Below are 22,984 nucleotides of genomic sequence, written 5' to 3'. Positions count from 1 at the left end.
TCCGACACGTTCGCCGTCACCTGGTAGCTGCCATCCGGCAGCTGGGCATGCGCCAGGTCGGCAGCCGGTGCGGTGACCGACCACGCGTTGTTGCTCACCGTGCCGGTGTAGGTATGACCGTGCAGCACCACGCTGACGGTCTGGCCGTTCTCCACCCCCGTCGTGGTGCCGCCGATGGTCAGGTTCGAGGCGGATTCCGCCAAGTTGAGCCGGTCGTCGCCGGAGATCGTGCTGATCGCGATCGTCGGCGGCGTCTCGTCCACGATCAGGGTCTTGCTCGCCTGCGTCGCCGGGTTGCCGGCCTGATCCGACACGTTCGCCGTCACCTGGTAGCTGCCATCCGGCAGCTGGGCATGCGCCAGGTCGGCAGCCGGTGCGGTGACCGACCAGGCGTTGTTGCTCACCGTGCCGGTGTAGGTATGACCGTGCAGCACCACGCTGACGGTCTGGCCGTTCTCCACCCCCGTCGTGGTGCCGCTGATGGTCAGGTTGGAAGCGGATTCCGCCAGGTTGAGCCGGTCGTCGCCGGAGATCGTGTCGATCGTGATTGTCGGCGGCGTCTCGTCCACCGTCAGCGAATGCGTCGCCTGGGTCGCCGGGTTGCCGGCCTGATCCGACACGTTCGCCGTCACCTGGTAGCTGCCATCCGGCAGCTGGGCATGCGCCAGGTCGGCAGCCGGTGCGGTGACCGACCAGGCGTTGTTGCTCGCCGTGCCGGTGTAGGTGTGCCCGTGCAGCACCACGCTGACGGTCTGGCCGTTCTCCACCCCCGTCGTGGTGCCGCTGATCGTCAGGTTGGAAGCGGATTCCGCCAGGTTGAGCCGGTCGTCGCCGGAGATCGTGCTGATCGCGATCGTCGGCGGCGTCTCGTCCACCGTCAGCGTATGCGTCGCCTGGGTCGCCGGGTTGCCGGCCAGATCCGACACATTCGCCGTCACGCTGTAGCTGCCATCCGGCAGCTGGGCATGCGCCAGGTCGGCAGCCGGTGCGGTGACCGACCAGGCGTTGTTGCTCACCGTGCCGGTGTAGGTGTGCCCGTGCAGCACCACGCTGACGGTCTGGCCGTTCTCCACCCCCGTCGTGGTGCCGCTGATCGTCATGTTCGAGGCGGATTCCGCCAGGTTGAGACGATTGTCCCCAGAGATTGTGCTGATCGCAATTGTCGGTGGCGTCTCGTCCACGGTTACCGAATGTGAATCGGACGCCGCGGTGCTCGATCCAACCTTGACCGTCGCACTAAGCGTATAACTGCCGTCGGGCAGCAGGTTATGCGCGAGATCGTTGGCTGGAATGACAGCGGACCAGGTGCCGTTGGCCGCGACCGTTGCGGTATAGTTGTGGCCGTTCAGCGTAACGATGAGCTGAGCGTTGGGCGTGAAGTGGGTCACTGTGCCCGTTACGGTGACCCCCGCATTTGCATCGGCGAGATTGATCAGCCACGAATTCGATTGAGTGGGTTCGATTGGATTAATGTGGACCGTGAACGCGCTGGGCGGATCTACTGCGAGAAAATCGCTGGGATTGAGCGCGGTAACGCCGGCGACGTCAAACTTCAGATCTGCAACACCGTCGCCGTTCGTATCGGCGTAGACATAGGACCCGCCAGATCCGTCGGGGGTGTACCAGACGCCGTACCCGTTGGTGGACCCCATGGAGGTAGTGTTCGCCGGCTGCGCGCCGAACCAGCGAAATTCCGCAAGCCCCGCCGCGAACGCGGTCACGCCTCCCGCGCTCGAGACCGACTGGTCACTAAGCAACTGGCTAAAGTCGAGCTTGTCCGAGCCAACCTGGAAATTGGTGATCTGATCCCAGGTTTGGGCAAGTTGTCCGCCTGAATTGAGTTGGCCCGCCGCAGGAGAATCGGTTGCCCTGGCAAAGACGAAATAATCAGATCCGATGCCGCCCGTAAGAACGTCGGCTCCCGCTCCTCCTTGAATAATATTGTGAATAGCGGCATTACTAGCAATGCCTTGGATATTGTCCTTGCCTGTGCCGCCATCGATCGTGTCAGTGATCAGCTGAGCAGTGCTGGCGAACAAGCCAAGGTTATTGATTTGCGAAATAAAATTCGGGATTGCGCCAGTGAAGCCGCTGATCAACGCCAGCGGCGATCCGCTAACCGTTTGGCCGGTGATCGCATCCAACTGCCCAACAGGCGTGCCGTATTGGTCGGTCTGCTCAAGGAAAAAGCCGGTCGCAAGCGAACTCTGATAATAAACCGACGCCGCGCTGTTATACCCGATGGTGTAATAATTCGATCCGACCTGGAACGTCAGTAACAGCTGGCCAGCCTGAAACGCCTGTTGAATCGTGACGGTTTGCGTCGCATTCGTGCTCGTCGCCAGGAACGTCGAAATGTCGCTCCAATAGATATATTCGACACCGTTGGTGTCGTTGGTTTTGATCGCATCGAGAACGTTCAAATTATCAACCGTCGTGCCGTTGCCATTATCGAGCACGCCCTGATAGGCATGCATCGCACGATCGGTGACCGGCGATGGCGCCGCCGAATCCAAATGCCAGATGCCCCCTTTGCTGGCGTGCCCGACCTTACCGCTGGTCGCAGCCACGCGAGCGCCGCACGCCGCCGCAAGAGACGTCACAAGGTCGCCGGTCTGCGCCTCCTCACTGGCCACGTGACAAGCCCACAGAGCGATCTGTCCGTCAGGCGCTAACGTTAATCCGATTTGAGCGAGGTCGCGTCCACTCGCTTGCACGCCTTCCTTCGTCAGTGTGCCGCCTGTGAAGCTGACTTCGCCCGGTTTTCCGTGCGCAATAATATGGATCGCTTGCAATCCTCCCCTGCCCTTCAGGACGCGCGCCATCTGGCCGAGTGCGGGCTCCTCGTTGGAGAGCACGATCGCATCGACATCCGGCCGCATACCGGCAAGCAGCATCTCGAGGTCATCAACACCACGGTCGATGAAGGCGATCTCGCGCTTGCAGCGCCCCGCCATGAGCGAGCTCCCTATTGCACATGCGCCTCCCAAATCATTGGCAAACACGTTGCGAATGAGGCTGTTGCCAGCGTCCGCGGTAAAGGAGAATGTGTCGTTATTGGCTTGCGGAGCTTTCCCGAACGAAACTGTGCTGCCACCGCCCGTCGCCTGCGTTGCCATAACTAAAATCCTCCCGCTATTACATTGTCCGCGTTCACGGATCGGAACAAATCGCAAATTGCGCAGTGACGGTCGGCCACCGCGTCGCCCCTATTCCGAAAGAAGGTGACGTGTGATTGAGGGGTGCTCGCAGCTTCGAAAACGGGCAAAGAAAGCATGCGAAACTCAATCTACGGTAGAGATAGTGGCACTTGGAGCAGGCATCATCTCGGCCGGCGAATGTGCTGGCGCCGTCCCGGCTGGACAGAAGCGAGCGCCGGTGTTGAGCGTCGGGCCGTGCACGAGGGCTCGCAAGTCGTTCGCTACGACTCGCTGGATCGAAGGATCACAATTGGACAAAGGAGAATACGAGATGGCCGCGGAACGCGCTTCGACTTGAGACCAGTCGAATGTTGGCTCGGACTGCCACATAAAATGCACGCAACTCATTTACGTTCCTCGTCTGCCAGTGCAGAGCAAGGAGGTTCTGCAGGATCAATTCACGCAAAGCACGAGCGCTCGGACGGACGAACCACGTCGCCTCCGCCCACAAGCAACTATCGCCTGTCTGCTAAGCTATGCGAAAAAGATCCTAGGCCCCCCTGCCGCTCGTGTCCGGCTCGCGGTCGGGACACGCACTCATGGTTCTTGTCATCAAATACTTTCGCCTCTTCGGCTCTGAGGACTGACGCAGCGATGAGGAGCGGTCATATCCCGCGGCCTGGAGCGAATTAAATCTGCCTTAGATTTCCATCTCCGTCCATTTAATTTTAAATGTCAACTGATTTAAGAATTAACGCCACTAAATCCACTAAAAAGAGACGCCGACGTCCAGTGAAGAGACGTCTCGCGGAAAGAAGGATCGAAAATTTTTCATTGGGCCCGTGCTTTTACGGGATTTATTGATGCGCGAGCGCCACGTGGACCATGTCGGCAGGCCGGAGAAACGCGTCCGCTAAAGCCCGATCCGGCTCCGGGCGAGGCTATTTCTAATTTAATCCTTCAAAATAATTCTGCCGCTTGAGCGCCAGCGGTATCATGGACGCCGAAACCTGAATGTCGGCCCGCCGATGCAGGGGGCGTACGTTGCGCGCGGAGCGACCTGCAGCGAGTCGCTCACCCCACGTCGCACGCTCGAAAGAACCCGCCACGATCGTGGACAGTGGCCGCAGAACCTAGGTCTCCAGCTCGACGTCCTGCCGAAGCTTGTCGACAATATCGGGTAAGGCCTCGCGCAGGCGTGCCGCGCTCCGGAGAGTGGTCGAGAACGGCGCGAACCTGATCATGGCGTTCCAATTGCGATATCCATAGATTGTGATCGAGACGCCGGAGCTCGGAAAGCCATCCATTTGCGCAGCTCACCAAGGACGAGGTCACCGATCGCCACACCGGGCAATCGCGCTCGTTTTTCGTCGGGGCCGCCGACAGACGCGCGCCTGTTCGGCTTGAGTGACGGCGCTGCCGGGACCGTTGGCTTCTGTGAAAGCGCCTGCATCTCGGGGAGCGGAGCCGGAATTGCCGGCGCGGTCGTCGGCGCTCGCGGGGTGAGCGCTGACGCTATAATGACGGGCTATGGCTCGCTCTCCGGCGCACTGCGCCCTGAGTGCGGCGAGAAGAGTCCTCATTGGCATTTCTGACATTGCGATGTTCGCGCACGACAGCTTCGCATCCCCTGTGCTGTCCCGCGTATATAATGATGGAAGCTGCTCGCCGCTTTCGCGCAATGGCGTTGCTTTGTCGACAGACTGCCGCACTGCAACCTGAGAGAAGCTGGAAACTGCTTGCAGAGGCAGAGTACTGGGAGCATCTGGCGGCTGCGGCTTTAGCTCATTGAGCTTCGGTCGAACGTTCTTTGTCTCTCGCTTTTCGTCGACTTCTTACTTCAAGTCGTTTTCTGAGGGATGCGATGCCGAGTACGCGTCGGATATTTTCGAGTGCCGTTCTGAGCGAACGGCACCAGGCGCTGCTGGAGGAGCTTCGAGCGGTGGAGAAGCTTCGAAGGAAGCTCCGGCATGTAGGAGCAAAAACAATCGGCAGACGACGGCGTATCAAAGCGAGCGACAGAGCAAGAGCCGTTTAGAGACCGGTCGGGTTCCGGAGACCCGCTCACTCGCCAATTCGATGAACGGATTGCCTACGTTCCACGCCTCTACCACGACTTTGAAAGAGGACTGGACGCCCCGCAGTGGCGAGCCTCGGCGATGGCGTTTCGCCGCGAATGTCTCCAACCAGCTCGGCCCTCACAACGCTTGAACCAACTCGGCGGCGGGACTTGCTGCCTATTCAGGATCGCGCGTTAGCTCCGACCTTCATTCGACGTTGCACTTCGGAACACCGCAACGAGCCGAGCGCCTTCCCAAAGCTCAACGTCGTGCTCGTCATGCATTTGCTCGGCGCGGCGCCTCGCCGTCTGCTCGTCAATGCAGTCGAGCTTTGCAGCGCAGATCACTTGCCGGCTGCCGTCCACCACGAACACCTTGTACCGCATGATGCAGTCCGATCCGAAGACGAACGTCATCGTACTCGAATGTAGGCCTAAAGAAGTGCCAAACTGAGCGAGGACGCACGGAACCTTTGTACGTGTGGCAGTTCGGCTATACCTGCTTGTTCAATCCCTCAGTTGCGCGACGGCAAGTATCTTGTAGGTCGCTATACCTCAGTGGCGCAATCTCACTGCGTGCCGAAGCGTGCGGCTCGAGCTTAAGAGAGAGATGCCACCAAGCGTCATCAGCAGCACACCGAACCAGGCCGTCCAGCTGCGCGCTTCGCCGTGCGTGTCTGCAATGCGCGCGCCCAGCGGCATAGCTTGAGGTGGGTCGGCGGGCGCTGCGGCGAGAAGCTGCCCACCGTCGACTCGGCCCGGTGTGGAGTGCTCGGGCGTAATTTGGTTGCCGGGGATATCTGATGGGGGCCGCCGACATCAGGGTAGCACCCATGCCACGATCGGAAGCGGCATCTGCTAGCTGCATTTCGGGTACAGGCGTCTGAGATCGCTCCGGCGATGCGGAGCGCAGCAACTCTGCGCGCGCATCAACGACAGCGGTCTGCCCGGTCTGCGTGGTCCCGTTTTCCTCCAGACTGGCGCTACGGTCTTTAGCCACGCGAGCCCGAATGGGCTTCTTCACCGTCGCGATTCCCTCGGCCAGGAACCAGCATTTGCGCCGACCGTCCATTCGGTAGACCCAATGCTGTCCGCGGCATGCATTCGGCTTGTGGCGGAGAGGTTACCGTGGGTTGGGATGTACCCGCATTGAAGAAATCGGCTAACGGATTGGAAGACGCAGGCGCTGCCGAAAAACCTCCGACAAGGACCACACTGGCGAAGTACAATCGCAATTGAGAGGACATCGAAAACTCCTGGGTGCGCCCCAATCCCGCCTAAGCCTTAGCGGCGACAACGGCCCCATGCGGCTTAAATCGGGCAACGCGATGAATTAATTGCACTCTGGGCCACCTAATTAATATAACGGCCCAGCACTCCGAGGGGATGCAACACGAGGCAGTGCGATCCCTTCGTCGATCCATCTGAGTTTCGCCAGGCCTCGCTCCAGCCCACGATCCGCGCCGCGACCGACCGATCGATACCATCGTTGCTCTCGTTCCCGAACGCCAAAGCGCAACTGGCCGACGGAGAGTTCGTGGTTTCTACGATACGTGGACGGCCTGCGCAGCGAATTAAATATTGCGCCACGACATTGCCACTATCGCGCCTTTCTCCCTGCCACCTCTAAGATTTAAATGCGGATTGCATGATCAATATTTAACTGACGTCTTGTCTGCTCCTGGATTACCGACTTGCTGCCTGGGCCTTCTGCCCAAGATTCGGATGGGGCCATGAACACCGCGTATTTTAATTCGCTCTCTGTTGACGAACTCTGGACACTTCACCAAGAGGTCGCCGCCCAACTCACTCAGAAAATGTTGGAGCAAAAAGCACATTTGGAGGAAAGGCTCCGCAGGATTGGACTGGCCAACGAGGCCACACGGCTCGATCGTAAGCGCCGGCGTCCATACCCGCCCGTCCGCCCCAAATATCGCAATCCGAAGAACCCAGCGGAGACATGGACGGGTCGCGGCAGGCAGCCACGATGGCTGCGGCCGCAGCTTCGAGGCGGCCGAGATTTTGACGATTTCCTGATCGATCAGGCTTAAACGCGGGTCATAAACATGCGTGGAGGCACCGCCATAGCGAGCGCCGTTGCGATCTAGCTGCTGGTCTCGCTGAACTCGCTCGAGGGCCCGCGGCACAGTGAAGATCAACGAGAATCTCAAGCGCGCGATGGCCCGCGTCTAGTCGTGATACCCCCTGAAGCGCCGCCTAACCATATTCCACGTTCGAAGGACTGGAAGAACGAAGACGCCCAAAAGAGCTCTGATTGCAACCGGCGTCATCTTGCGCTGCAGGAAAGGTGGGTCGTGATCGTCCGAGCGACCGCCCTCGCGTTGATCGTCACCGGAGTTGGAATTCCTGCGCGCCGAGTAGGTACCTGCCGCCCCTCTTCGCGCCGGCTGGCCGCTATGCCAGCTCGTGGCATCCACCTGACCTTCAGAGGGTTCGCCGCCCTTTGGCGCCTGAAACAATCGTTGGCGCTCGAACGCTAGCGCCGGAAGCAAAACATCGTAGACGAATGGGTGAAGATATAGAAACGAGAGAAAAGCCGAAGAGCAAGCTGGCCGTGTCCAATCCAACTAAAAAACGTCGCCCGAGACGCGCTGTGCTCTATCGAAGAATTTAAAACAAGCCCCTTGCGGGCTAATCTCTTAAGGGTGGTGGGCGCACCAGGGCTCGAACCCGGGACCCGCTGATTAACAGGGGCGTGATCTGCCAGCAAAATCAACGTCCATTCTGACAACTGAATCCTCAGACTTGCGTTGACCTTCCAATGGATTCTTCCTTTATCGGAATGATGGTGCGTGCCCCTTCCTCGGCGCCCAGAAGCCCACCTGCTGAACGGAGATGTGGTTGCCGCCCGTATCGCTGGTTCATCCGAACTGTGCACGATAGCGACCTCAGGCCGCCACTGGCGTTCGTCCGCGCTCGAACACGAAATCGCGATACCCCGCTTGCGCGGCGGCGGCACAATACTCCCTGTACTTCGGAAATCCACCCGTGAAAAGCGTAAGCCCGAGCGGCTTGTCCTTGACGTTGGCGCCGAGATACCAGGTCTTCGCCTTGTTCAGCAGCGAGCGCTGCGCGAGCCGCGCGACGAGCTCCATCCAGCCGTCTTCCGCCGCCTTGGTCGGCTCGACGGTCGCAAGGCCCCGATCGGCCATGTGCGTGATCAGGTTCGCGATCCAGTCGACGTCGTTCTCGCTGATCCTGACGATGTTGGCGAGCGCCGCCGGCCCGTTCGGCCCGGTGGTCATGAACAGGTTCGGGAAACCTTCCATCATCAGGCCGAGATACGACTTCGCCCCGTGCTTCCATTTGTCGTTCACCTTGCCACCATGACGGCCGACAACGTCGAAGGCCGTCAGCGCACCGGTGAGCCCATCATAGCCGGTCGCGAGGATCAGCATGTCGAGCTCGGTTTCTCCGGCCTCCGTCCGCACACCCTTCTCGGTGACTTCGAGGATCGGTTCGGTGACGCAGTCCATCAGATGGACATTGGGCAGATTGAACGTCTCGTAATATTCGGTGTCGAGACACGGCCGCCGCGCGAAGATGGGATAGCCGTGGGGTTTGAGCTTTTCGGCGGTGACGGGGTCCTTGACGACCTCGCTGACCTTGCCACGCACGAATTCGGCGACATGCTCATTGGCCTCCTCGTTGCTCAGAAGATCCGTGAAGGTCCCGAGCATCGCAAGGCCGCCGGCCTTCCAGGCGTCTTCCATGAGTTCGCGACGCCGTACCGGCGTCACGCTGAAGAACGCGCGCGTGGTCCACGGACGCACGCCGCCATTCGGGCTGTTACGGGCGGCCTCGCGGATCCCGGCGTAGTTGCGCTTGACCTCGGCTACGTAGTCCGGCTCCAGCGTCTGATTGCGCATGGGCATGGTGAAGCTTGGCGTGCGTTGGAAGACGAAGAGCTCGCCGGCCTTCCGGCCGACCTCCTGGACGATCTGGATGCCGGTCGACCCCGTGCCGATCACCCCGACGCGCTTGCCGGCGAAGCTGACCGGACGGTGCGGCCACTTGCCGGCGCGCAGCAACTCGCCCTTGTAGCGCGCGATACCCGGAATCTGGGGATCCATGGGGATCGACAACGGGCCCGTCGCCATCACGCAGTAAGTCGCCTCGACGGTCTCACCGCGATCGGTCGTCACCTTCCACAGCTTGCGCGTCTCGTCCCAGATGGCGCTGATGACGCGGGTGTTGAACTGATAGTGCTTGCGTAGGTCGAGCCGGTCAGCCACGAAGTTGAAATAGGCGAGAAGCTCCGGTTGTGACGCGAACTCCTCCGACCAGGTCCACTCCTGTTCGATCTCGGGACAGAACGAATAGCTGTAGTCGATACTCGGAAGGTCTACGCGCGCCCCGGGGTAGCGATTCCAGTACCACACCCCGCCGACATCGCCGCCCGCCTCGAATGCCGCGAGCTTGAGGCCCATCTCCCGGAATTTGTACACGGCGTACAAGCCGCCGAAGCCGGCGCCCACGACGACGACGTCCAGGCGTTGTGCGCCCACCTCACTGCTGCTCATCTCGGCATTTCCTCGCTTGCGCTATTGGTTCGATTGACGCGGCGATCGCGCTGACGTTGAAAACCATCTCATGAGTTCTGCGGCCCCACCACGGCTTTGAGGCCACGCAGGGTGAGTTTCACATCCATGAAAGACCCGGGCCTGCCCCGCCGTCTTCAACCGCTCGCGGTGCTCGCATCGCCGGCATCGCCGAACGAGGTCCAGCCGCCGTCGACATAGAGGATCGAGCCGTTGACGTAGGACGCTTCCGGCGAGGCCAGGAAATAAGCCGCGTTTGCGATCTCCGCCGGCTCGCCGAAGCGGCCGAGCGGAACGCGGCGGCGGATCCGCGCGCTGTCGATGCGCCCCGATTCCTGAAGCGCAGCCACGCCCGGCGTGCGGACATAGCCTGGCGCAATGGTGGCGGTGCGCACGCCGGCAGGGCCGAGCTCAGCCGCCATGCACCGCGTCAGAATGTCGATGGCGGCCTTCGACGCGCCGTAGGCGTGGCGCGGCGCGAAAGGCAGGAATGTGTTGATCGATCCGAGATTGAGAATAACGCCGCCGCTCCCCATCAGCTTGATTGCCTCTCGCGCGCAGAGAAAGGCGCCCACGAGATTGACCTCCAAGACCTTGTCGAGCTCCGCTGCGGACTGCGCGAGCGCCGGCACGAAACCGTCGGCCACCGCGGCATCGTTGACCAGCACGTCGACGCGACCGAAGCGCTGCCGGATCGTGGCAAACACCGCCAGCACCTCCTGTTCGGAGGAGACGTCCAAGACGAAGGCCATGTGTTTCGTGCCGAGCGCGCGCACGAGCTCGGCAGCGCGATCGCCATCCTTGTCGGCGACGACCACGGTATCGCCGGCGGACGCAAATCGTTGGACGATCGCCGCCCCGATGCCGTTGGCGCCGCCGGTCACGGCCACGATACGCTCCTTCAGCGCCGGCTCGCGCTTTTTCAGTTCGGCGTCCGGCGCCCCCATGACCGGAGGATGCGCGTCGCCGGGCTGATTGAAGGATTGCCAGCCGCCGTCGACGGCAAGGACTGCGCCCGTGACATACCCTGCGTCCGGCGAAGCGAGGAAGCGCGCCGCTGCGGCGATCTCGTCCGGGCGTCCCATGCGCCCCAGTGGAACGCGCCGTCGGACCAGTTCGAGGTTCGCCTTGCCGGAGCGCTCCAACTCCGCAACCATGGGCGTGCGGACATAGCCGGGCGCCACCGCCACGACGCGAATGCCATGTTTTGCCCATTCGCAAGCGAGCGACCGCGTCGCCGAAATCAACCCCGCCTTGGACGCCGCATAGGCGTTGCGCTTGGGATTGCCGAGAACGCCGGCCAGCGACGCGATGTTCACGATCACGCCGCCCTGCCCCATCATGCGCCTCGCCGCCTCGCGCGCCAGCACGAAGGGGCCGCGCAGGTTGACGCTCAACGCCTTGCGAAACGAGGCGACGTCCGTGTCTGTCGTCGCCGCCATGGTCGGCCCGAGCGCGGCGTTGTTGACGAGAACGTCAATCCGTCCAAACCGCCGCTCGATCGCGGCGACGAGCTCCACAACCTCGTCTTCAGAAGCCACGTCGCAATAGAACGCCGCATGCTCGCCGCCGAGCGCAACCGTGATATCGCCGACGTCGGTGCCAGGCAGATCGACGGCCGCAATGACATCACCGTCCCGATGGAAAGCCTCGAGCAGCGCCCGGCCGACGCCACCGGCCGCTCCGGTGACGATGACAACGCGCCTTGCCTTTTCCATCGCCCACTTCCTTCGATGCGTTTACCTACATGCGCAGAGCGCGCGCATCGGCCAGAACTTCATAGATGGGATCCTCGGGGTGCCGCGTTCCGATCGGCGTCCGCGGGCCAAAACGCACCTCCTCGCCCTCGGTCGGCACGGCCTGCTCTTCCACCCAGTCAAACGTCACGATGCGCCGCGCGACCCGCCATTCCCCGCCGCGCTTCTCGAACAGGTCGCAGTAGCGCCCGGCCATCACGTACTGCCGTACGACGCCGTCCTTGCCGTGACCGCGCTGCATGGCGAGGAAGTAGGTCTCAACAACGGCTCGCGTCGGGCCGACGAATTCGATCAGAAGGTTGCCGACCTGATGGACGTTGCGCGCGCCGCTCTTGAAGATCTCGCGGGCCCAAAGGAAGAAGCCCTCCACCGGCCCGGAATAGATGCCATGCTGATCGGTGGCGTCGGGCCAATAGGTGCCGCGCAGCGTGGCCTCATCGGCCCGGTCGACTCCGCGGCAATAGCGATAGATGCAATCGCGGATCGCCTCGCGGTCCAGGAGTTCGGTGAGCTTCGCTGTATCGATCGTCATATATCTCTTCCCCCAACCAGAATCGCCATGCTCAAGACCCGGATCTGCACGGGACCAGCAGCGCATCGAGCGGCATGACGCCCTCGCCGCGCGGCATTGCCAGAACCGGGTTGAGATCGATGCTCTCGATCAGCTCGGCATTGTCGGCTGCGAATTGCGACAGCCGCGACAGCATCTCCCCCAGTGCATCGATATCGGTGGGCGGCGCACCGCGAACGCCCTCCAGCAGCGCAAACCCACGGATCTCGTGGATCATTCGCTGCGCCTCGGCAACGTCGAATGGCGCTGCGCGGAACGTCACATCCTTGAGCACCTCGACGAAAACGCCGCCGAGCCCGAACATGACCACAGGACCAAAGGTCGGATCGCGCACCACACCGGCGATGGTCTCCACCCCGCTCTTGATCATCGGTGAGGCGATGACGCCGTCAATCCGCGCGTCCGGCCGCTTGTCGCGCGCGCGGGCCAGAATGGTTCGCGCGGCATCGCGGGCCTCCGCCTCATTCCGCACTCCGACGATGACGCCGCCGATCTCGGTCTTGTGCGCGATGTCAGGGGAGCAGATCTTGACCACCACCGGAAAGCCGATCGCTGCCGCGGCGGCGCCGGCGTCCTCGTCGGGCCGCACCAGCGCTTCCTTCGGAAACGCAATGCCGGCCGCCGCGCGCAACAGCGATTTCGCCTCGTGCTCGCTGAGCGCGCCGTCCGGTGGCGCGATGCGCATCGCGGCCGGCGAGGCCGGGCGCGTCGCTTTCGCCGCATCGAAGCTGCGGCGAAACCAGACCAGTGCCGCCAGCGCGTTCACCAGCGCCGAGCCATCCTCGAAGACCAGGAAACCGTCGTTCTCGTAGGCGCGAACGATCTCCGCCGGCGCCGACATGGACAGCGCCAGGACCCGGCCTTCATGTCCGGCTGTTGCGGTCCGCAGCGTCTGGCGCAGCTTGGCCGAGAAGGTGGGGCTGGCCGGTCCGCTGCCGAAAATGCCGGCGAAGAGGTGATAGCCGCCCTTCTCGAGCATCGCGGCGATATAGCTCGTCATCAGCGGCAGGTCGGTAAGCGCCTGCGCCGTCGCATCCACGGGATTGCGGGGCGATGCGTAAGGAAGCATCGCCTTCAATTCCTCCTGCGCCGCCTCAGGCATCGGTGCGACGTCGAGCCCGCACGCCGAGGCGTCATCGGCCATCTGAATGCCGAAGCCGCCCGACAGCGTGAAGATGCCGAACCTGTTGCCCGCGGGATAAAGCCCCCGCGCGCAGGCATAGGCCACGTCGAGGTGCTCGGCGGTGGTCCGCGCCCGATAGGCGCCATACTGCCGCAGCACCGCGTCGAACACGGCGTCCGATCCCGCCAGCGCCGCGGTGTGCGAACTCACAGCCTGCGCGCCGACATCGGAGCGGCCGACCTTCAGGAAGACGATGGCCTTTTCCCGTGCGCGCGCGACCTCCAGCGCCTCGACGAATGTGTCGCGATCGCGAATGCCCTCCGCATAGGCCATTACGACCTTGACATCCGCCTGATCAATGACCCAGCGCAGCGCTGCGGCGACATCGATGTCGCACTCATTTCCCGTCGTGATCCACTGCCCGATGCCAAGGCCGCGCTGGCGCGCCAAGTGGGCGATATGCGAGCCGTAGGCCCCGCTCTGCGACACGACCGCGACCGGACCGGGCTCGACGAACGCGGCGTCGAGGATCGCCGAGAATGTGCCGTAATAGCCGATGCCGGCGTTGAACAATCCGAGGCAGTTCGGGCCGAGAACACGCATGCCGCTCTGGCGAGCGATGCCGGCGATCTCATCCTGCGCAAGGCGCCCCTGCTCGCTTGCCTCGGCAAAACCCGCTGAAAACACCACCGCTGCGTTGACGCCGCGATCCGCGCAGTCCCTCAGCGCCTGGACCGTGCCTTGCGCCGGCACCGCGAGGATGGCGACATCAGGCACCTCTGGCAGCGCCGCGACGGAGCTGTAGGACCTGATGCCCTGGACGGTATCCCGCTTCGGGTTGACCGGATAGACGGCGCCCTTGAAGCCGCCCTCGCGCAAGTACCTCAACGGGCGTCCGCCGATGCGCGCGACATCGTCCGAGGCACCGATCAGGGCGACGGACCGCGGCTTGAAGAGCGGATCGAGCGAGGCTGGGGGCTGACGCATCAAGACGTGGTCCTGGTTGGGAAAGAGTTCGGCTGAACCCGGAATTGCGCTTCCGGCAGACCGGTAACGCCGAGGCCCTCGATCGCGAACAGAAAGCCGCCGTCCGGGTGCCGCGAAACCGCGCGTCCCGATCCTGAATCCTTGATCGAGGTGACATAGAGCGTCGATAGATCCGGACCGCCGAAAGCGACCGATGAGGGCAAGTCGGTCGGCGCGTCGATCAGACGATCAAGCGTACCTTCCGGAGTAAACCGCGCGATCTTGCCCACCTGCACCAGCGCGACCCAAAGGCAGCCGTCGCAATCGACGGTCGCGCCGTCCGGCCCGGAATGATATGGCGCGGTGTCGATGACCATCCGGGGTTCTCGATCGGGCTTATCACCGGGCCCATAGCGATAGGCGCGGATTGCGCGGTCGAGACTGTCGGCAAAATACATCGTGCGGCCGTCGGGGCTGAAGCAAAGCGCATTCGAAATGCGAATGCCATCGGCAAGCACCGTATGCGCACCGGCAGCGTCAATGCGAAAGAGCTGCCCCAACGGCTCCGCATATACGCCCATGGTGCCGCAGAGAAACCGTCCCCAACGATCCACCTTGCCGTCATTGAAGCGCACACGGACATCGCGAGGCTCGGGCAAGAACAGCGATGTCAGTGAGCCGGAGCCGAGATCGAGCTGGTAGATGCCGTCCACGAGCGCGACGATCAGCGCATCGCCTTGGACAAGCGCGACAGAGCCGACCATGGACGGGACATCCCAATGCCGCGTGTCACCCCTCGCTGGCTCATAGGCATGCACGCGACGCGCGACGCCATCGACCCAATACAGCCGTTGCCGCTCGGCATCCCAGAGCGGGCTTTCACCCAACTGGGCGGCTGTCGCCGATATCCGGCTCACTTCCAGCGCCATCAAGCAGTTCCGCTTATACTCGCTTGGTTTCACTGGGTCTTGAGCAGATCGCAGGTGCTCTCCGAGGCTGGGCGCCAGGCGTCCTCGGCCGGAATGGTCGACGTGATCTCGTAGTAGTCATAAGGATATTTCGACTCCGCCGGCGCCTTGATGCGCGCTGCATAGAGCGGCCGCATCACCTGGCCGTCAGCACGGATGCTGACATTCTTCATCTCGAAATCGTTGATGGGCGTCGTCTTCATCTGCCGCACCACCGCTTCGCCTTCGTCGGTCTGCGTCGCGGCGACCGCCTTGAGATAGTGCGTGACCGCGCTGTAGGTGCTCGCCTGCGCCTCGTTCGGGACGCGGTCTTTGAATTCCGCCTGAAATCGCTTCGCAAAGGCGCGCGTCTCGTCCGTCATGTCCCAGTAGAAGGGCGTCGTCAGGCGCACGTTCTGCAGCGGCTGCAGGCCGATACTATGCGTCTGATTGAGCAAGAGACCCAGCGGGGCAAGCTGCTGCTTCTGCGTCAACCCGAATTCCTGTGCCTGCTTCATGGCATTGGCGAAGTCTGATCCCGAATTGGCGAGCGCAATGACCTTTGCATCACTCGCCTGTGCCGTCAGCAGGAACGAGGAGAAATCCGAGGAATTGAGCGGGTGCAGCACGGAGCCGACCACCTTGCCGCCATCGGCCTTGATGAAGTTCGTCGTATCGGCCTGCCAGGCCTTGCCGAACGAATAGTCGACGGTGACGAAGAACCAGGTGTCGAGCCCTCGTGCGAGCAGCGATTTTACCGTCGCCTTGGGCAACGCATAGGTGTCCATCGTCCATTGCGTCGTCATCGGTGAGCATTTTTCGTTCGTGAACATTGAGGCCGCGGTTCCCGCCAGGAGATACGGCTTCTTCCGGTTCTTCATGATGTCCTGCACGCCCAGCGCGATCGAGGACGCCGAACAGCCGACAATCGCGTCCACGCTCTCGTTGTCCAGCCAGCGCAAGGCAATGGCCATCCCGATATCCGGCTTGTTCTGATCGTCGGCCACAACGAGCTCGATCTTCTTGCCGTTGATGGCGCCGCCAAAGTCGCTGATCGCGAGACGTGCGGCGACGACCGAACCCGGCCCGCAATTATCCGAATAAGGACCGGCCTGGTCGTTCATGATGCCGATCTTGATGACGTCCCCGGAAATCCCCTGCGCGCGGACCGGCGTTGCAGGGTACGAAATTGCGCTCAACAAGATCGCCACAGCGGCGATATAGCTAACCGAGAGTCTCATATGCTCCTCCTTACGGTCCGCGGCTCTTCTTGTTGTGGTGGGCCGCCAATGAACGATTGATGCGCACTCAAGAGAACGCGTAGGTAATTCCTCCGTCGACAAACAGCATGTCGCCGGTGATGAAGCTCGCCTCATCGCTGGCAAGAAATACGGCTGCGTTCGCGACGTCGCGCGGCTCGCCCAGACGGCCGATCGGCACGCGTGCGCGGCGCCGCTCCCAGGCTTCCTCGCTGACGACAAGATTGGCGCCGTCCGTCGGCGTCGGCCCGGGCGCGATCGCGTTGACACGAATCCGGCGCGGCCCGAACTCGGCCGCGGCGGATCGCGTCGCGCCCGCCACCGCGGCCTTCACTGCGCTGTACATCACGCCATTCGCCATCGCGAGCACGGCCGATGGCGATCCAATATTCACGATGGCTCCGCCCCCGGCCGCAGTCATTGGCTCGAGCACAGCCTGGTAACCCCAGATCACACCCTTCAGGCCGACATCGATCATCCGGCCGATCATCTCTTCGGTTTGCTGCTCCAGCGGCCCGTAGCGATTCCACATCGCGTTGTTGACCAGGACAGTGGGCGGACCAACGGTCCTGAGGAGACGATCGACTGCCGCAAAAACGTCGGCCCGCGATCCCGCATTGCCGACGATCGCTACGGCCTTGCCACCCTCCGAGACGATAGAGTGCGCCGCAGCATCTGCGACTTCCGCCTTGAGATCGAGCACCCCGACTGCCGCGCCTTCACGCGCAAAGGCTTCTGCGATGGCGCGGCCGATGCCGCGCCCTGCGCCGGTGACGAGCGCCACGCGCCCCTGTAGCCTGCCGCTTCCCAATGACGTCCTCCAGCTCAGCGCCCGCGGCGTCGTATCGCGCCGTTGGACTTGACTGCGGGCAGCATGTCATGCGCTGTTGGGGCAAACCAAACATAATTCATATGCGAAGCTGACTTTCATATCCGTGAATTTTGCAGCGACGATGAGGACCCAGTGATGCAAGCGGCAGCAACGACGTCCGCAGCGGTACCGGGCGGGACATCCACCGTGAAGTCAGCGCTTCGCGCGCTCGAGATCCTTCAGTTCTTCATGAACGTCCGCCAGCCGCGCGCCATGTCGGAGATCGGGCTCGCGCTCGGCTATCCGCCGTCAAGCACGACGGTCCTGCTCAAGACCCTCGTCACCATGGGCTACCTGAATTACGACCGGCGAATGCGCGTCTATTTTCCAACACCCAAGGTGACGTCGCTCGGCGACTGGATTCCGCGTACTCTCTTCGGCAACAGCCGCACGCTCGAGGCCATGCACGACGTCCATGCGGCGACCGGCGAAACAGTCTCGATCGGCACGACGAACGACGTCTATCTGCAATACGTCAAGATCGTCCAATCAATCCACCCGCTCCGCTTCCATGTGGATGAGGGGACACTGCGCCCATTGACTCAGTCGGCGCTTGGCTGGCTCCTGATGTCGACGATGTCGGACGAGAAGGCCGACAACATCATTCGCCGTGCGAATATCGCCACCCCCAACGCATCGGATCGCGTGAAGCTGTCGGACATGATGGACCGCATTCGGAAGATCCGCGGCAAAGGATGGTACTCGGCCGAAAACATTCCCATTCTCGGCGGCGGGACCATCTGCGTGCTGCTGCCCGTGACGATCCAAAACCAGCCGGTCGTACTCGGCCTCGGCGGCGCCGCCGAGCGTATCCGGCAGAACTTTGATCGTTACCTCGCCGTCCTTCAGCGCGCGGCGAAGTCGGTCAGGAAGGACAACGACCTCGAGCAGCCGGTCGACATCGATTTCTGACGCGGCAATCAACCGGGAAGTTGGAGCACTGCCTTGGCCAGGATATTGCGCTGAATCTCGTTGGAGCCGCCGAAGATCGCGGGCGCGCGGGAGTCGAGAAAGAGGTTCATCGCATCGATATCGATGTCTCCGGCGCCGAGATCGTCGGCAAATCGCGCCTCTTCGCCTGCGACAGTTAGCATTTCCTCCGTGATCCGCTGATAGAGCTCAGTCGTGAATATCTTGAGAGCGGAGACATCGGCGCCCAGTTCTCCGCCCGCACGCAGGACTTTCGCATAGCGCTCGAAGGCTGATCCGAGATCGTAGAGGTCTAGCCGCAACCGCGCGAAACGAGACAGAAACGCGGGATCCTCGAACGCTCCACGTGCTTCTGCGAGCCGCCGCAGACGTTCGAGCGCATATTCCGGCCGCGTCGGCGCGCCGAGAAAGATACGTTCGTGGCCGAGCACCGACTTCGCGACGGTCCAGCCCTCGTGGATCTTGCCAACCAGGTTCTTCAGCGGCACACGCACGTTATCGAAGAAGACCTCGCAGAAATCTGCCTCGCCGCGCAGATTTTCGATCGGCCGGACACGAACGCCGGGCGAGGTCAAATCGAGCAAAAGAACGGTGATACCCTTCTGGCGTACCTTGGCGTCGCGCTCGGTACGGACCAGGACGAAGATCCAGTTGGCGCAATGGGCGAGCGTGGTCCAGATCTTCTGTCCGTTCACCACGAACACGTCGCCATCCAGCTCAGCGGATGTCCTGAGGCTCGCGAGATCAGATCCTGCATTGGGTTCGGAATAACCCTGACACCAGACGTGCTCGCCGGACAGGATGCAAGGCAGGTAGTGAGCCTTCTGTTCCTCAGTGCCGTACTGAATCAGGAGCGGACCGACCAGGCCGATACCATGATCCGGAATGCGTGGACAGCCGAGACGTCCCCATTCCTCGACATAGATCATGTGCTTGGCCGCCGAGAGGCCCATGCCGCCATATTGCCGGGGCCAGGTGGGCGCCAGCCACCCCTTGGCGGCCAGCGCATGGTACCATTCGGCGACTTCGTTGAAGAGTGGACGCTGCTTGCGCATGTACCGGAGATGGGCGGGGCAGTTCTGGTCGACCCACGTACGAAAGACCGACCTGAACTCCTCGTCGGGAACCTCGTTCCAGTCGGGCGCCATCAAAGCACGTCCTTGAAAACGGGCGTGCGCTTCTCCATGAAAGCCCGCATCGCTTCCTTGGAATCCTCGTGCTGCGTCATCTCCACCGTGAGGTTCTGCTCGAAACGATAGCCGTCCTTCAGGCCCATCGTTTCGACCGTATTGATCGCGCGCTTGGCAAGCTTCAGCGCCATCGGGCTCTTCTTGGCGATCTCGGCCGCCATCCTCATGGCTGACGGCATCAGCTCTTCCCGAGGCAGGCAGTCCTCGATGATGCCACGGCGATAGAGCTCGGCCGCAGGCACCCGGTAACCGGTCAACACCATGCGGCGCGCCAGCGTATGCGGGATGATCCGCATCGTATGCCGCACCCCGCCCATCAGCCCGACGTCGATCTCGGGCAGGCCGAAGACCGCATTCTCGGACGCCAGGATGATGTCCGAGCAGAGCGCAAGGCCGAGGCCGGCTCCCAGCGCCGGGCCATTCACCGCCGCGATCACCGGCTTGTTGGATTCGATGATGCAGAAGCCTACCTCGCGAGCGCGCCGCAGATGCCGATAGGTGTCGCCCGGCACCGCGCCGACCTTGCCGCGCGATTTGATGTCGGCTCCCGCCGAAAAGGTCTTTCCGGCGCCGGTCAACACGATCACCCGCACCGACGGGGTCTCGTTCAGTTCGTCGAAGACCGCGATGAACTCCTCGACGAACTCCTTGGACTGTGCGTTCACCGGTGGCGCATCCATCGTTACAATCGCGATGTGATCCTTGATCTCGGTCTTGATCAGATTGTTGTCCATTAAGTCCTCCCGCGGCCATAGCCGCTTTCGCGTTCGACAAATTCCAGGCGCAGCTGTTCAGGTTGGCCCAGCATGGCATTGAGATTGATGGCGCGTTTCAGATAGAGCCCGATATCGCATTCGTCGGTGTAACCCATGGCGCCATGAAGGTGCACCGCGCGCCGGCAGATCGAAAATGCGGCTTCGCCCGCGCGCGCCTTGGCCGCCAGCACCGCGAGCTCCGCCGCATCGTCATCCTTTGCCTGTAATGCATCGACCGCGTTGACCACGGCGGCAGCCGCAAAATCCGCCTCGATCCACATGTCGACAAGCCGATGCTGAATGGCCTGGAAGCTGGCGATCGGCTTGCCGAACTGCAGGCGGTCGCTCGTGTAGGCAATGGTGAGCTCAAGCGCTTTCGACGACACTCCGGTCAGCTCGGCTGCGAGTGCCAGACGCGTATGCAGGATGGCCCGCCGGAGCAGATCCTCGCAGCGGTTCGCGCGCGACAGCACGCGATCCGCCGGCATCGCACAATCGGAAAACGAGATGGTCGCAAGCGCACCGCCGTCAACTCCGGCCCGTTCCGAAATCGCCAAACCTGGCGCATCGGCAGCGACGCTGAGGAGTATGACGCCGTCGGCGCTCTGGGCGACCACAAGGAAGTCCGTTGCTGCGCGCGCGGCATCGACGAAGCGCATCTCGCCCGACAGCAAGATGCTGCCATTGACGCTGCGTGCGGTCATCGGCTTCGCACCGGACGTCCATGCCGGTACGGCGATGATCTCGCCGCTGGTCATTCCAGCCGCAAGACGGCTGCGCTCCGCACCCGGCGAAGCTCCACCGACCAGCGTCGCAGCGAAGACGGAGGCTGCACCGGTCGGCTCGGCGATCAACGCTCGCCCCAGCGCCTCACTAAGCACTGTCTGCTCGCGCAGCCCGAGGCCCGCGCCACCGCATTCCTGCGGCAGCAACAATCCGATCCAGCCCGCTTCAGCCATCGCAGACCAGACCAGCGGGTCCATGGTTCCGCCGCGTCCGCGCCTCTCGCGCATTGCCTTTGCTCCCGGAAAGCGGCCGGCAAAGCCGGTGACGCTGTCGCTAAGCATCACGAGTGTACCATCGGGATCGTCGAGCATCAGTTTGGGCATGGTCTCTGCTTTTCTGTGGCACCTTTTTCAGGGGGCGCACAGCGGTGCGCCGGCGTCAGTTCGGTAACGCATGATCCTTGAACAGTTCGCGCAGCTTGGTCTTTTGCAGCTTTCCGGTTGCGGTATGGGGCAACTCGTTCACGAAGACGACATCGTCGGGCAACCACCATTTGGCGACGCGGACGGACATGTAGTCCAAGATGTCCTCGCGCGCGGGATCGGTGTCTGGCTTTCGGACCACGACCAGGAGCGGCCGCTCTTGCCACTTCGGATGCGGCAGACCGATGACCGCTGCCTCCTGTACGGCCGGATGGGCAACCGCGACATTCTCGAGGTCAATCGAGGAGATCCATTCGCCGCCGGACTTGATCACGTCCTTCGAGCGATCGGTGATCTGGATGTAGCCGTCGGGATCGATCGTCGCGACATCGCCCGTCGCGAACCAGCCTTCAGCATCCAACACTGCGCCGCCCTCCCCCTTGAAGTAGCCCGCAGCAACCCATGGGCCGCGCACCATCAGGTTTCCGGCGCTCGCTCCGTCATGCGGAAGCGGTGTTCCGTCTTCGTCGACGATCCTGAGCTCGACGCCATAGATCGCGCGCCCCTGCTTGCACTGAACCGATACCTGCTCGGCGGCAGGCAGATCGCGATGAACCGGCAGCAGATTGCCGATCGAGCCGAGCGGGCTTGTCTCGCTCATTCCCCAGGCGTGGATGACGAATGTACCGAAGATGCTACGGAACTTCTCGATGATGCTGCGCGGCGCGGCGGATCCCCCGACGACCACGCGATCGAGCTTGATCGCGGAGAGATCGAGCGCGGGATTTTCCTCGATGTACTTGAAGAGGCCGAGCCAGACGGTCGGCACGCCGAGCGAGAAGTTGCAGCCTTCCTGCGCCGCCAGCTCGAAGATGCTCTTGCCGTCCAGAGCGGGACCGGGCAGCACGACCTTGGCCCCACACATGGCGGCAGCATAGGGAATTCCCCAAGCATTGACGTGGAACAAGGGCACAACGAGAAGAACGCTGTCGCTGCTGCACAGCTTGAGACCATCGTTCGCGCAGGCGACAAAGGAATGCAGGATGGTCGAGCGGTGACTGTAGAGCACCCCCTTGGGGTTGCCGCTCGTGCCGGATGTGTAGCAGAGCGATGATGCGGTTCGCTCGTCGAACACCGGCCAGTCCAGAATATCGTCTTCCGCCTCGACCAACGTCTCATAAGAGAGACAACCGAGAGGCTGAGCCGGAAGGTGCGCGCCGTCCGTCATCGCGACCAGATGCTCGACGGTGGTCAGATTCGGCCGCAGCTTGTGAACGAGATCCGCAAAGGTGATATCGAACAACAGAACCCGATTTTCGGCGTGGTTGATGATGTAATCGATCTGCTCCGGAAACAGGCGCGGATTGACGGTGTGCAGCACCGCGCCGATGCCGGATACGGCGAAATAGAGCTCCATGTGACGATGGGTGTTCCAGGCGAGCGTCGCAACGCGATCGCCTGGCCCGATGCCAAGTTTGATCAGCGCCCTAGCGAGTTTTGCGGCGCGCGAGCGGAGCCCGGCATAGTTGCTGCGATAGATCGTCCCCTCGCAGGTCTTGCTGACGATCTCCGCCTTGGGATGGTAATGCGCTGCATGCTCGATGAGACTCGAGATCAGTAACGGTCGATCCTGCATCAAGCCGAGCACTGACGCTTCCTCCGTAATCCTGCGGGGCGGCCATTGTTGATGTTGCTCGCCGCCGGCC

Annotated in this window: 15 protein-coding genes; 2 read left to right on the top strand and 13 right to left on the bottom strand. The window is 62.4% G+C overall.

Annotated features, from left to right (window positions below; all coding sequences use genetic code 11):
- Window positions 1-3,119 (bottom strand): Ig-like domain-containing protein (locus XH80_RS02760; RefSeq protein ID WP_271597220.1); only part of this gene is annotated, 3,119 nt, incomplete at its 3' end.
- Window positions 3,120-4,273: 1,154 nt separating this feature from the next.
- Entirely contained in the window at window positions 4,274-4,447 is a 174-nt protein-coding gene (locus tag XH80_RS02755) for a hypothetical protein (protein WP_333968630.1), read from the bottom strand.
- A gap of 2,485 nt (window positions 4,448-6,932) precedes the next feature.
- Here XH80_RS02755 and XH80_RS02750 point away from each other — a divergent pair.
- Entirely contained in the window at window positions 6,933-7,250 is a 318-nt protein-coding gene (locus XH80_RS02750; RefSeq protein WP_271597219.1) for an H-NS histone family protein, read from the top strand.
- 858 nt (window positions 7,251-8,108) lie between these two features.
- Here XH80_RS02750 and XH80_RS02745 read toward each other — a convergent pair.
- The 7 genes from XH80_RS02745 to XH80_RS02715 form a co-directional block, all read right to left on the bottom strand.
- Window positions 8,109-9,743, bottom strand: coding sequence for a flavin-containing monooxygenase (locus XH80_RS02745; RefSeq protein ID WP_271597218.1), 1,635 nt, complete (start codon window positions 9,741-9,743; stop codon window positions 8,109-8,111).
- A gap of 155 nt (window positions 9,744-9,898) precedes the next feature.
- Window positions 9,899-11,479 carry an SDR family oxidoreductase gene (locus XH80_RS02740; RefSeq protein ID WP_271597217.1) on the bottom strand — a complete coding sequence of 527 codons (1,581 nt, stop codon included), beginning with the start codon at window positions 11,477-11,479 and terminating at the stop codon, window positions 9,899-9,901.
- 25 nt (window positions 11,480-11,504) lie between these two features.
- Window positions 11,505-12,044 carry a nuclear transport factor 2 family protein gene (locus tag XH80_RS02735; RefSeq protein WP_271597228.1) on the bottom strand — a complete coding sequence of 180 codons (540 nt, stop codon included), beginning with the start codon at window positions 12,042-12,044 and terminating at the stop codon, window positions 11,505-11,507.
- A gap of 37 nt (window positions 12,045-12,081) precedes the next feature.
- Window positions 12,082-14,199, bottom strand: coding sequence for an acetate--CoA ligase family protein (locus XH80_RS02730; RefSeq protein ID WP_271597216.1), 2,118 nt, complete (start codon window positions 14,197-14,199; stop codon window positions 12,082-12,084).
- Window positions 14,199-15,107 carry an SMP-30/gluconolactonase/LRE family protein gene (locus tag XH80_RS02725; protein WP_271597215.1) on the bottom strand — a complete coding sequence of 303 codons (909 nt, stop codon included), beginning with the start codon at window positions 15,105-15,107 and terminating at the stop codon, window positions 14,199-14,201. Before XH80_RS02725 ends, XH80_RS02730 begins: the two co-directional genes overlap by 1 nt.
- A 29-nt stretch (window positions 15,108-15,136) precedes the next feature.
- Window positions 15,137-16,366: an ABC transporter substrate-binding protein gene (locus XH80_RS02720; protein WP_271597214.1), complete on the bottom strand. Its 1,230-nt coding sequence runs from the start codon at window positions 16,364-16,366 to the stop codon at window positions 15,137-15,139.
- Window positions 16,367-16,433: 67 nt separating this feature from the next.
- The gene (locus XH80_RS02715; RefSeq protein WP_271597213.1) at window positions 16,434-17,195 is read right to left on the bottom strand and encodes an SDR family NAD(P)-dependent oxidoreductase; all 762 of its coding nucleotides are present in this window, start codon (window positions 17,193-17,195) and stop codon (window positions 16,434-16,436) included.
- Between the two features lie 207 nt (window positions 17,196-17,402).
- Here XH80_RS02715 and XH80_RS02710 point away from each other — a divergent pair, with 207 nt between their 5' ends.
- Complete coding sequence (locus tag XH80_RS02710; RefSeq protein ID WP_271597212.1) at window positions 17,403-18,167, top strand: IclR family transcriptional regulator; 765 nt, start codon at window positions 17,403-17,405, stop codon at window positions 18,165-18,167.
- 8 nt (window positions 18,168-18,175) lie between these two features.
- Here XH80_RS02710 and XH80_RS02705 read toward each other — a convergent pair whose 3' ends face one another.
- From XH80_RS02705 to XH80_RS02690, 4 genes are read right to left on the bottom strand one after another with little or no spacing between them, the layout of a single operon-like run.
- Complete coding sequence (locus XH80_RS02705; RefSeq protein WP_271597211.1) at window positions 18,176-19,333, bottom strand: acyl-CoA dehydrogenase family protein; 1,158 nt, start codon at window positions 19,331-19,333, stop codon at window positions 18,176-18,178.
- Window positions 19,333-20,109: an enoyl-CoA hydratase/isomerase family protein gene (locus tag XH80_RS02700; RefSeq protein WP_057751258.1), complete on the bottom strand. Its 777-nt coding sequence runs from the start codon at window positions 20,107-20,109 to the stop codon at window positions 19,333-19,335. Before XH80_RS02700 ends, XH80_RS02705 begins: the two co-directional genes overlap by 1 nt.
- Window positions 20,109-21,239 carry an acyl-CoA dehydrogenase family protein gene (locus XH80_RS02695; RefSeq protein ID WP_271597210.1) on the bottom strand — a complete coding sequence of 377 codons (1,131 nt, stop codon included), beginning with the start codon at window positions 21,237-21,239 and terminating at the stop codon, window positions 20,109-20,111. Before XH80_RS02695 ends, XH80_RS02700 begins: the two co-directional genes overlap by 1 nt.
- Window positions 21,240-21,294: 55 nt before the next feature.
- Window positions 21,295-22,926, bottom strand: a complete 1,632-nt coding sequence (locus XH80_RS02690) for a 3-(methylthio)propionyl-CoA ligase (RefSeq protein ID WP_271597209.1) — start codon at window positions 22,924-22,926, stop codon at window positions 21,295-21,297.
- Window positions 22,927-22,984 lie beyond the last annotated feature (58 nt).

This window comes from Bradyrhizobium sp. CCBAU 45384 (assembly GCF_028128665.1).
In the GTDB taxonomy this organism is placed as follows: domain Bacteria; phylum Pseudomonadota; class Alphaproteobacteria; order Rhizobiales; family Xanthobacteraceae; genus Bradyrhizobium; species Bradyrhizobium manausense.
This window is presented reverse-complemented; position numbering and strand designations above follow the sequence as displayed.

What these genes read in the sequence shown, in the direction of transcription:
- XH80_RS02755 (WP_333968630.1), bottom strand. Translation starts at nt 4,447, where the DNA reads ATGGATGGCTTTCCGAGCTCCGGCGTCTCGATCACAATCTATGGATAT.
- XH80_RS02750 (WP_271597219.1), top strand. Translation starts at nt 6,933, where the DNA reads ATGAACACCGCGTATTTTAATTCGCTCTCTGTTGACGAACTCTGGACA.
- XH80_RS02745 (WP_271597218.1), bottom strand. Translation starts at nt 9,743, where the DNA reads ATGAGCAGCAGTGAGGTGGGCGCACAACGCCTGGACGTCGTCGTCGTG.
- XH80_RS02740 (WP_271597217.1), bottom strand. Translation starts at nt 11,479, where the DNA reads ATGGAAAAGGCAAGGCGCGTTGTCATCGTCACCGGAGCGGCCGGTGGC.
- XH80_RS02730 (WP_271597216.1), bottom strand. Translation starts at nt 14,199, where the DNA reads ATGCGTCAGCCCCCAGCCTCGCTCGATCCGCTCTTCAAGCCGCGGTCC.
- XH80_RS02725 (WP_271597215.1), bottom strand. Translation starts at nt 15,107, where the DNA reads ATGGCGCTGGAAGTGAGCCGGATATCGGCGACAGCCGCCCAGTTGGGT.
- XH80_RS02720 (WP_271597214.1), bottom strand. Translation starts at nt 16,366, where the DNA reads ATGAGACTCTCGGTTAGCTATATCGCCGCTGTGGCGATCTTGTTGAGC.
- XH80_RS02705 (WP_271597211.1), bottom strand. Translation starts at nt 19,333, where the DNA reads ATGGCGCCCGACTGGAACGAGGTTCCCGACGAGGAGTTCAGGTCGGTC.
- XH80_RS02700 (WP_057751258.1), bottom strand. Translation starts at nt 20,109, where the DNA reads ATGGACAACAATCTGATCAAGACCGAGATCAAGGATCACATCGCGATT.
- XH80_RS02695 (WP_271597210.1), bottom strand. Translation starts at nt 21,239, where the DNA reads ATGCCCAAACTGATGCTCGACGATCCCGATGGTACACTCGTGATGCTT.